The sequence below is a fragment of the Dyella sp. 01N36 genome (assembly GCF_056399745.1).
The window spans coordinates 1-10682 of the sequence record NZ_JBFTRY010000125.1; the positions used below are offsets into that span (position 1 = coordinate 1).

Genomic DNA, 10682 nt, shown 5'->3' on the forward strand with positions numbered 1-10682 from the left:
GCGTCGACCTGCACGCGCTGGCGGACCGTTTAGGCACGCCGCTGTATGTCTATTCGGCCAGTGCGATCCGCGAACGCATCGCTTCCCTGCGGTCGGCCCTKCACGGCACCGACCACCTGATCTGTTTCGCGGTCAAGGCGAACCCCAACCGCGGCGTGCTCGCCTTGATGCATGGGCAGGGCATCGGCGCGGATATCGTCTCGGCCGGCGAGCTGTGGCGTGCGCAGCAAGCGGGCATACCACCAGAGCACATCGTGTTTTCCGGCGTGGGCAAGACCGAGGCGGAGATCGCCGAAGCTCTGGAGGTCGGGGTCCTGCGTTTCAATGTGGAATCACACGACGAGCTGCTGGCCTTGCAGCGCGTGGCGCTGGCTCTGGGCATCAAGGCTCGTGCCGCCGTACGCATCAATCCCGACGTGGATGCGCTCACCCACGCCAAGATCTCCACGGGCCGCGCCGAGAACAAGTTCGGCGTGAGCATCGAAGAGGCTCGGCGCTGGTTTGCCAAACGCGACGAACTCAGCCATGTGCAACTCGATGGCCTGCATGTGCATATCGGATCGCAGATCCTCCAGCTGGAGCCATTTCGACAAGCCTTGCAGCGCGTGGCGGCTTTCTGGCGCGAACTGGTGGCGCAGGGGCATGCGATCAACAGCGTCGACGTGGGTGGTGGCCTGGGCGTTTGCTATCGCGAAGGCCACGATCACCCGATCGATGCAGCTGCCTATATCGAGGTGGTACGCGAAGCCCTGGCCGGCTTTGAAGGACGCCTGCTGTTCGAACCCGGCCGCTATCTGGTGGGCGAGGCCGGCCTGCTGCTGACGCGCGTGATCCGCCTCAAGCAGGGCGACGAGCGTACCTTCCTGGTGCTGGACGCCGCCATGAACGACTTGGCCCGGCCCAGCCTGTACGATGCATGGCACGACATCGCGCCGCTAGCCGGGGACGCACGCTCGATGACTTCTTACGACATCGTGGGACCGGTATGCGAAACCGGCGACACCTTTGCCAGGGCACGCGCCCTGCCCGCCTGCGTTCCCGGCGATCTGCTGATGATACGCACCGCCGGCGCCTACGGTGCCTCGATGGCCTCCACCTATAACTCGCGCCCGCTCGCCGCCGAAGTGATGGTGGATGCGGGACGCTACGCTGTCGTGCGAAAGCGCCAAAGTTACGAAGACATGGTCGCCGGCGAGCAGCCGGCCAAACACTGGGAAACCGCATGAAGACTCTTGGCTTACTCGGCGGCGCCACCGCGCTTGCACTCACGCTGGCCAGCGCTCCCGCCCGGTCGCAGCAGGATCCGCCGATCACCCTCGACACGCACGTGGATATTCCCTTTGGGTATATGCACGAGGCGCGCTTCGACTTCGGCAAGACGACGCCGATGCAGTTGGACCTCGACAAGATGCGCCGCGGTGGCCTGGACGCTGTGTTCTTCATCGTCTACGTGGACCAGGGCCCGCTGACGCCGGCCGGGTATGCGCATGCCGTGGCCCAGGCCAAGCGCAAGTACGACGCTATCGACCTGATGCTGAAGACCTATCCGGATCAGATCCGTCTTGCCACCACGCCGGAGCAGGTGCGTGCCAATAAGGCCGCAGGCAAGCTGTCGGCGATGATCGGCGTGGAAAACGGCTACTCGCTCGGCCACGACATCAGGAACCTCGACCTGGCCTATAAGCGCGGCGCGCGTTACGTCGGCCTCGCCCATATGGGCAACAACGACCTGTGCAGCAGCTCCACGCCGCAAGCGGACCTCGGCGACACCCCGCTGCCGGAATACGGCATCACCGATTTCGGCCGCAGCGTGGTCAAGCGCGAGAACGAGCTGGGCATCATGGTCGACGTGTCGCACTCCTCCGACGCCTGCGTGCGCGAGGTGCTCGCCTTGTCCACCGCGCCGGTGATCGCCTCGCATTCGTCGTCGCGCGCGCTGACCAACCATCCGCGCAATCTGTCGGATGATCTGCTGCGCGCCATCGCGGCCAAGGGCGGCGTGATCCATGCGGTGGCGGTGGGTGAATTCATCAAGCTCGATCCGGGCCGCGAGATGGCCATCAAAGCGCTGCAGGCACAAGTGGCCAAGCAGGCTGGTGCCAAGACTTTCGACAGCGAGAAGCACGAATACCTGCCCGCCTATATCGACGGCATGAAGCGCATCGATGCGGCCTTCCGGCCCGCAACAGTTGATGAGTACGTCGCGCACATCAAGCATATGGTTGAGGTGGCTGGCATCGATCACGTCGGCATCGCGTCGGACTTCGACGGTGGCGGCAGTCTCGCCGGGTGGTCGGACGCGACGCAGACGCGCAATCTCACGGCAGCACTGCATCGCGCCGGCTTCAGCGACGCGGACATCGCCAAGATCTGGGGTGGTAACTTGCTGCGTGTGTGGGATGAAGTGACCAATCACGCCACGGCGGGTCATGCGGGCTGAGCGTCTAATGCGGCGGTGGACGGTGGCGATAGCCTTTGCCCTCGCCACCAGTGTCGCCACGGCGGCCGACTCGCCGTCCGCCGCGCAGCTCGATCCGATCGTCGATGCGGTGATGGCGCGCTATCACCTCGCCGGCCTGGCGGTCGGCGTGATCGATCATGGCGAAGTGATCTATACGCGCACGCTGGGTGAACGCGTGGCCGGCTCCGGCCAGCCGGTCACGCCCGATACGCTGTTCAAGATCGCCTCCAACAGCAAGGCGATGACCGCCGCCCTGCTCGCCCGGCTCGTACAGGAAGGCAAACTGCGCTGGGATGCACCGGTGCGCAGCTACCTGCCTGATTTCCGCATGGCCGACCCCTGGGTCACCGTGCATATGCAGGTGGGCGATCTGCTCACCCATCGCAGCGGGCTGCGCGAGGGTGCCGGTGATCTGATGCTGTGGCCGGAACCCAACGACTTTACGCGCAAGGACATCGTGCATGCGCTGGCTTATCTCAAGCCGGCCTACAGTTTTCGCGCGGGCTACGCCTACGACAACCTGCTCTACGTCGTCGCCGGCGAAGTGGCCGCAGCCGCGGGTCATGATCGTTACGACGCCTTGCTGCGCCGCGAAGTGTTCCAGCCGCTCGGCCTCACACGTTGCCAGATTGGCGCATGGGGGCGGGACGGCGTGGGCAACGTCGCCCAGCCGCACATGCGCGAGCATGATCGCAACATCGTGATCAACGCCGACGACGCCGAGATTCCCGACATCACCTCGGCCGCTGCCGGTGGCGTGCGCTGCAGCCTTGCCGACATGCTGGTGTGGGCGCGCAACTGGGTCGCACCGACACCGCAGCAGCTGCAATGGCTGACGCCCGAACAGCGCCAGATTCTGTGGACGCCCTACACACCGATGCCGATCTCGGCCCGGCGTCGCGCCTGGGATGGCACGCGTCTCTATGCCTATGGTTATGGCTGGCGCATTGCCGACGTCGATGGCGTGCACACGGTGTCGCATACCGGCACGCTGTCCGGCATGTATTCGGCCATGACCTTGCTGCCCGATCGCCAGGCCGGTTTCGTCGTGCTGATGAACAGCGAGGCGGAGGACGCACGCACGGTGCTGGTCGAAGCGCTGACCAAGCAGTTCACCTCGCCCGCCGATGCGCACGATGTCAGTTGGTACGCCGACCAACTCGATCGCGCAGCGGCCACGTCCCGCAAGGCAGCTGCGCCGCCCGCCTCACAACCAGCCAAAGCGGACGAACTGCGCAGCCAGTGGGGCCAATGGCGCGATCCGTGGTTCGGCGCCATCACTTTGTGCCCGCAAGGCAAGGCACTGCGTTTCGCCGCAGCCAAGTCGCCGCGACTGACGGGTACGGTGATGCGCGCCGGCCAGCGTTACCTGGTGCACTGGGATCACGGGGACGCCGACGCATGGCTAAGTTTCCCCGCCGACAACCACGGCAGCCTGCACATGAGCAAGGTCGATCCCTCTGCGGACTTCAGCTACGACTTCGAAGATCTCGCCTTTCATCGGGAGCACGGCTGTGACTGAGCGCCCACGCTTTATGTCTGGATTGGCACTGCTCGCGCTCGTCGCACTCGCCCAGGCCGACGGTGCACCCAGGCTGTCGCCGGCAACCTCGGCGGCACAAGCGGGCCTGGTCGATATCCGTCAACTCGCGCCCGATATCGCCGAGGACATCAAGTACGCCGGCAGCGACAATTTCGTCGGCGCACCCGTGGATGGTTACCTCGCGCCCAAGTGCCTGCTGCTCAAGCCCGCCGCCGAAGCGCTGGCACGCGTGGAGCACGACCTGCATGCGCAACACCAGCGACTCAAGCTGTTTGACTGCTATCGCCCCGCGCGAGCCGTGCAGCATTTCGTGCGCTGGGCCGGCGACCTCAACGACCAGCGGACCAAGGCCACGCACTATCCGAAACTGGACAAGAGCGCGCTGCTGGGCGACTACATCGCACCGGTCTCCGGCCATAGCCGCGGCGCCACAGTGGATCTCACGCTGATGCAATGCGATGCCACCGACAGTCACTGCGCGCCGCTCGATATGGGTACCGATTTCGACTACTTCGGCACGCTGGCCAACACCGATTCACCGGAAGCCAATGCCGCGCAGCACGCCAACCGCGAGATCCTGAAGCGCGCGATGGAACGAGAAGGTTTCCGCAATTATGCGATGGAGTGGTGGCACTACACGCTGAGCCCCGAGCCCTCACCCGACACCGTCTACGACGTGCCGGTGCAATGACCGTCCCGCCAATGACGAGGCCAGCCATGATGCGCCAGTGGGTTTTCATGTGTGTCGCCGTTCTGCTCTGCTCCGGCGTGGTGCACGCGAGCGAGGTCGACGACTTGATGTTCCGCTACCAGGGCAACGGACCAGGTGCATCCCTGCTGGTGATCAAGGACGGCAAACTCTTGGTCAACCGCGGCTACGGCCTGGTCAACCTCGAGACACACGAGGCCGCCACGCCAGCTACCAATTATCGACTCGCTTCGGTCAGCAAACAGTTCACGGCGGCAGCGATCCTGTTGCTGGCCGAACGCGGCAAGCTCAGCCTGGACGATCATGTTCGTCACTGGCTACCGGAACTCCCCGCCGCACATGAGCCGATCACCATCCGGCAACTGCTCAGTCACGCCGGCGGCCTGATCGATTACGAAGATCTGATGCCCGCCGATGCCACCGCGCAGATCAGCGATGCCGACGTGCTGCGCATGCTTGCCGCGGAGCCACGCAGTTATTTTCCGCCGGGCACGGCGTATCGCTACAGCAATGGCGGCTACGTGCTGCTGGGCTTGATCGTTGAACGCGCATCGGGACGGCCCTTGCCCGATTTCCTCGCGCAGAACATCTTCCGGCCGCTGGGTATGACGCACACGTTGCTTTACGTGCGCGGCGGCCCTCAGGTCACGCATCGCGCCTACGGTTACAGCGAAGAGAACGGGCACTGGGTGCAAACCGACCAGAGTCCCACCAGCGCGACACGCGGCGATGGCGGCATCTACTCCTCCATCGACGATCTCGCGCGCTGGGATGCCGCGCTCTACGACCATCGCCTGCTGTCCGATGCATCGCGTCGTCTTGCCTTCAGTCCCCAGAACAAAATCAACGACGAGCCCGATGTGGACAGTTACGGCTACGGCTGGCGCATCCACGGCGACGTGCTCTGGCATTCGGGCGAGAGCATCGGCTTTCGCAACGTCATCATTCGCTGGCCGAAGCAGCACGTGACGGTGATCCTGCTCAGCAACCGCAACGATCCGGAACCCTATCGCACGGCGCTCGCCATCGGGCAGCTGTACCTGAAGCCTTGAATCAGGTGACGCTGCGCCACGGGTGGTAACCCGGCAAACGGTGGGTGTCCTGACTCGCCATAAGGACGCGGGTGGCGCCACCGCCGCGCGTGGCTTCGCGTTCGGCCAGCAGCGTGGCCAATTCCAGCGCATTGACCAGCACGCAACGCCGACCGACGGGCGAGCCGTCGCGCAACACACGCCAGCCCTCGCCCTGTTGGCGTGCGACCAGATATTCGATGATGGGGGCGTCCATGAAGAAACTCCGCGCCAGGCTCGCGCCTGCACTGTGGGTCGGGATTTCTACACGTTAGCCAGCACGCATCCGGCAAAACATCGGAATAATCCGAAAATGCCGGGGAGCCGGAGAGAATCCGGCTCCCTCAGGCAATCGCCGGTCAGTTGGCGGCGATGCCAGCCTGCTGCAGGGGCACGCAGGCATCGCCCGCGCACTCGATCTGCACGTCGCTGGACGCCGGACACTGCGATCGGAACATTGCCTTGCTCCCGTCGACCATCACCACATGGATGGCGCGATCGCATTGACGAGAGGCCGCCACGTTCTGCGCGGCGTTGAACATGCTCTTGCTCACGCGACCGTCGAGGCTGGCCAGGCCATCGGCCGTCGGCGTGGCATACGTCGCGCCCGGCACCGCGTTGACGCTCGGATAGGTCGAGGCCAGCGCATACGCCGAGGGCAGCACGATGGTGAGCTTGTCCGGATAGTGATGCGAGGCGCCGTCCGAGAAATCGATGGCCAGGCCGACGATGCCGCCAATGATCAGGTTGCCCCACACCATGCCGCGGATGCTGGCGTCGTAGGACTGCTGCGCGATCTGCTTGCCGTCCTGCTGGCAGGTCACGCTGAGATCGTGCGACGAGCGATGGACCACCGCCGTACCCGGCGTCGTCACGCGCACCTGGCCGGTGCCATTGCTCAGCGTGCAATCGGCATGGATGCTCTGGTTTGCCGCACGCGCATCCACTTCCACCTTCTGATAGCGGCCACCCACGATCGACGCGCACGCCGATACGCTCAAGGCGCACGCCATCACGACGGCCTTCTTCCCTAAATGCTTCATGTCATTCCCCTGACTTGGTCCCGCGCATTCCCAGACATCCCCCCTTGGACGTCCGTAGCGCTGGTTGAAACAGGTGGCGGTGATGCGCATCGCGTTCGTATTGCACGAACGCACTGTCAGACGACAGTTCGACGCAAGACAGTCAGCCCCCGTGACTGCGTCGCGCATTTTTATCGGAGAAGCGAATAAAAAACGAGGGGTTCGATATCTAACTTATGGCCGAGGCAGCGTCGGCGCAGCGAAGGCAATAACTTGCGATGTATAGGTTTCGACCACCAGGCTGAAGGGGCGATTGGCCTGATCGAACAACAGCGCACGGTGTTCGAGCACATGYGGCGGCATCACCAGTGAGGTGTTGTTCGCAGGCGGCAGCGTGGGCTTGCTTTCCCAGCCTTCGGGCAGCGGCGACCACAGCAATTGCGCGGACAAGGTCTGCCGGCGGAAGTGCAAGGCTTGCACCACCTTGCCGAACGGCGTGTCGGTGCTGTCGAGCTCGTGATTCATCGCATCGGTGAGGCGCGAGGGCACGTACCAGTTGTCTGCTTCGGACAGCACATGCTCGCCGCAGGCCAGTTGCACGCGGCGATAGCGCACGGGTTCGTCCGCGCCGATCTGCAGCTGGTTGCGCGCTTCCGGCGGCAGTGGCTTGTCTTGGCCCTGCACGCGTTCGGCGACGATCTTGGCCACGGGTGCGAGCTGATGCACGGCGCACCAGCGCTCCAGCGTGAGCGTGGCGCTGGGGTGGCTGAGCAACTCGGCATTGAGCGACTGCAACAGCGCCAGCGCCTCGAGACGCGAGGTGGCGTCGTCGCGCCAGGCCGGCGGCGTTCCTGGCTCGCGCGCATGCAGCGGCGCCACCAGCAGGCTGCTGCCCAAGCCCAGCGCGCAGGACCAGGCCGCTCCACGTCGTAGACGGCGCATGCTCAGAGACCCTTGGCTGCCTGGGCCACGGCGCGGAACAGCGCACGGCCCTTGCTCATGGTTTCTTCCCACTCCGATGCCGGATCGGAGTCGTACACGATGCCCGCGCCAGCCTGGACGTGTAGACGTCCATCCTGAATCACCGCCGTGCGGATCGCGATGGCGGTATCCGCATCGCCCCACCAGCCGATCCAGCCGATCGCACCCGCGTAGATGTTGCGCTTGTACGGCTCCAGCTCCTGGATGATTTCCAGCGCGCGGATCTTGGGCGCGCCACTGAGCGTGCCGGCCGGGAAGGTCGCCTTGAGCACATCCATATAGCCGACATCGGGACGCACGCTGCCCTGCACCTGCGACACGATATGCATCACGTGCGAGTAGCGCTCGACCACGAACGATTCGCTCACTTCCACGCTGCCGGTTTCGCTGATGCGGCCGATGTCGTTGCGSCCCAGGTCGATCAGCATCACGTGCTCGGCGCGTTCCTTTGGATCGGCCAGCAGTTCGGCTTCCAGTGCCTGGTCTTCTTCCTCGGTGGCGCCGCGCTTGCGCGTGCCCGCGAGCGGACGCACGACCACCTTGCCATCCTTCAGGCGAGCGAGGATCTCCGGCGAGGAACCGACGATCTGCGTATTGCCCAGGTCGACGAAATACATGTACGGCGAGGGATTGAGCGCACGCAGTGCGCGATACACATCCACCGGCCGCGCGTTGAACCCCACGCTCAGGCGCTGCGACGGCACCACCTGGAAAATATCGCCGGCGCGGATGTATTCCTTCGCGCGCTCCACCATCGCCTCGAATTCCTCCCTGGTGAAGGAGGATTTGAAGTCGCCCTCGTCCAGCGCCGTGCTCTGGTTGAGCTGCGGGTAGGACACGCCGCTCTGGCGCAGGCGATAGACCAGCGCATCGAGCCGGCGCTGTGCTGCTGCATACGCATGTGGCTGCGACGGATCGGCATGCACGATCAGATACAGGCGGCCCTTGAGGTTGTCGAACACGGCCACTTCTTCGGCCAGCATCAGCAGCACGTCGGGCGTGCCCAGTTCGTCCGGGCGATCCCATTGGGCGAGGCGAGGCTCGATATAGCCGATCGTCTCGAAACCGAAGTAGCCCACCAGGCCGCCGGTGAAGGCGGGCAGTTGCGGCAGGCGCGGCACGTCGTATTGCTTGCGCAGGGTTTCGATCTCGCCCAGCGGATCGGCCACGTGGCGACGCTCGGTCACTTCGCCGGCGTCCTCCACTTCCAGCTCGTGGCCGCGAAAGCGGTACACGCGCCTGGCAGGCAGGCCGATGATGGAATAACGCCCCCAGGTGGCGCCGCCCTCGACCGATTCGAACAGGAAGGTATACGGGCCATCGGCCAGCTTCAGGTACACGGACAGTGGCGTGTCGAGGTCGGAAAACACCTCGCGCACCAGCGGGATACGGGTATGACCCTGCGCTGCCAGCGCGTCGAAATCGTCTCGGGATATCACGTGGGGATCCGGATGGCCAAGCTTGAACGGGCATTGTAGGGGTAGCGAGGCGGGGACCGAAGCATCCCTTCACGATTGCCCCACGTACGAGGGCCACGTGCCGCTTGTTCAGCCGCGCCAGCACGCCTAACCTTGCGGTATCGGTGCACATGGCTGCATCCGCAGGGGAAATCGATGGGTATGGACCAACGTTGCCTGGTACTTTCCGGTCGCCTGCTCGATGGGCAGGACCCTACCGCCGTGCACGAACGCATGGCTGCCGCCTTTGGGATGGAGATGGCGGGCTTCCGCGAACGCGTTTTCTCGCGGGCGCCCTTGATCATCCGCCGCGGCCTTGAGCCCGATGCGGCCGAGGCACAAGCGGCGCAACTGCGCGGCATGGGCGTGGAAGCGGACGTATGGCCCGACGGCGAACGGCTGATCTGGCTGCGCCGTGACCAGCAGGTACGTGGCCCGCTGCCCGAGGGTGCGCTGGCCCGCTATGCGCAAGAAGGCGACCAGTGGTGCCATGACGGCGGACAGAGCTGGTTCGCCTGGACGCCCGCATCGACCAGCGCGGAGCCGCCTCCGCTGCCTGCGCAGGAAGCTGCGATCGAATCCGATATACCGCCGGCAACCGAACCGTTGAGCGAGCCACTGCTGCTGGATGCCGAGCACAGCTATACCGCTCCGGAACCGCCGCCCCTGCCCACCGCTGCGACGCCGGCGCCGGTCCGCAAGCCTTTTTCCACCGCAGCGGTCTTTGCCGCCCTGTTCGCTTTGCTGGCACTGCTGTGGCATCCGCTTTCGCCGGTCGCGTTGTTGCTGGCGCTGTGCACTCTGGTCTATTTGTTTCCGCGTCCACTCCTGCGCGGGCGCGCGGTTGCAGTGGTGGCCGTGCTGGTCAGCATCGGGGCGCTCGCGCTGTGGATGCACAAGCCGGCGGCCACGCTGGCGGCGCAGCCGTATGTGCCGCGACCGCTGGAGCCGTTGTCGAAAAGCGCACCGGCCACCGTGGCCAGCAACCAATGCATGGCCAAGACCGCCGCGCCCAAGAACGACGAAGACCGCTTCCTGCTCACCGGCCAGCGCCTGCTCACCGGTCGCGCCCAGCGCAAGGGCGACACCTATGTGGCAGAAGCGGCCGTCTCGGTCGACGAGCAGTGCCAACCCAACGCATTGCAGCTCTATGTCTTCCACAACGGCGTCTTCATCGGCACGGCGCTGGACACAGCCACGCGCCTGGCCAATACCAAGCTGACCGATTTCGACCTGGTGGATGACCAGCACCTGCGCGTGACGCTCGCCGAGTGCACCGACAAGCCGGCCAGCTGCGCGGCCACCACGRTGCGGCAGATCGCGGTGATGCCGGGTGGTGGTGGGTGGACGTTGGGGGAGTTGAAGTAGCGCGAGGTTGTTGTATCTCGATGCCCTTTGGGAATCCCTCACTCTCTGTGGGAGCGCACCCTGTGCGCGAC

General features: G+C 65.0%; 10 protein-coding genes. 6 read left to right on the plus strand and 4 right to left on the minus strand.

Translation table 11 applies throughout. The annotated features are described in order from the left end of the window. The 5 genes from lysA to AC1DMG_RS15975 form a co-directional block, all read left to right on the plus strand. The coding region (gene lysA, locus AC1DMG_RS15955) for a diaminopimelate decarboxylase (protein ID WP_477180753.1) at positions 1–1226 on the plus strand (1226 nt) is incomplete at its 5' end. Then, positions 1223–2440 carry a dipeptidase gene (locus tag AC1DMG_RS15960; protein WP_477175065.1) on the plus strand — a complete coding sequence of 406 codons (1218 nt, stop codon included), beginning with the start codon at positions 1223–1225 and terminating at the stop codon, positions 2438–2440. The genes lysA and AC1DMG_RS15960, both read left to right, overlap by 4 nt. Before the next feature lie 7 nt (positions 2441–2447). Next, on the plus strand, positions 2448–3983 hold the full coding sequence (locus tag AC1DMG_RS15965; RefSeq protein ID WP_477175066.1) for a serine hydrolase: 1536 nt from the start codon (positions 2448–2450) through the stop codon (positions 3981–3983). 13 nt (positions 3984–3996) lie between these two features. After that, on the plus strand, positions 3997–4695 hold the full coding sequence (locus AC1DMG_RS15970) for a M15 family metallopeptidase (RefSeq protein ID WP_477175199.1): 699 nt from the start codon (positions 3997–3999) through the stop codon (positions 4693–4695). 47 nt (positions 4696–4742) lie between these two features. Beyond that, positions 4743–5765, plus strand: a complete 1023-nt coding sequence (locus tag AC1DMG_RS15975; protein WP_477175067.1) for a serine hydrolase domain-containing protein — start codon at positions 4743–4745, stop codon at positions 5763–5765. A 1-nt stretch (position 5766) separates the two neighbouring features. On the opposite strand, the gene AC1DMG_RS15980 is transcribed toward AC1DMG_RS15975, so the two are convergent. The 4 genes from AC1DMG_RS15980 to trpE all read right to left on the minus strand — a co-directional run bounded on the left by AC1DMG_RS15980 (position 5767) and on the right by trpE (position 9225). Continuing rightward, on the minus strand, positions 5767–6000 hold the full coding sequence (locus AC1DMG_RS15980) for a hypothetical protein (protein WP_441605415.1): 234 nt from the start codon (positions 5998–6000) through the stop codon (positions 5767–5769). Between the two features lie 142 nt (positions 6001–6142). Beyond that, entirely contained in the window at positions 6143–6826 is a 684-nt protein-coding gene (locus AC1DMG_RS15985; RefSeq protein ID WP_477175068.1) for a hypothetical protein, read from the minus strand. A gap of 213 nt (positions 6827–7039) precedes the next feature. Further along, on the minus strand, positions 7040–7747 hold the full coding sequence (locus AC1DMG_RS15990) for a hypothetical protein (RefSeq protein ID WP_477175069.1): 708 nt from the start codon (positions 7745–7747) through the stop codon (positions 7040–7042). A gap of 2 nt (positions 7748–7749) precedes the next feature. Then, a complete protein-coding gene (gene trpE, locus AC1DMG_RS15995; RefSeq protein ID WP_477175070.1) occupies positions 7750–9225 on the minus strand; it encodes an anthranilate synthase component I in 1476 nt (491 codons plus the stop codon). Positions 9226–9399: 174 nt separating this feature from the next. Between trpE and AC1DMG_RS16000 the strand changes: the two genes are divergently transcribed. Further along, positions 9400–10611, plus strand: coding sequence for a hypothetical protein (locus AC1DMG_RS16000; protein WP_477180754.1), 1212 nt, complete (start codon positions 9400–9402; stop codon positions 10609–10611). The last annotated feature ends 71 nt before the right edge of the window (positions 10612–10682 follow it).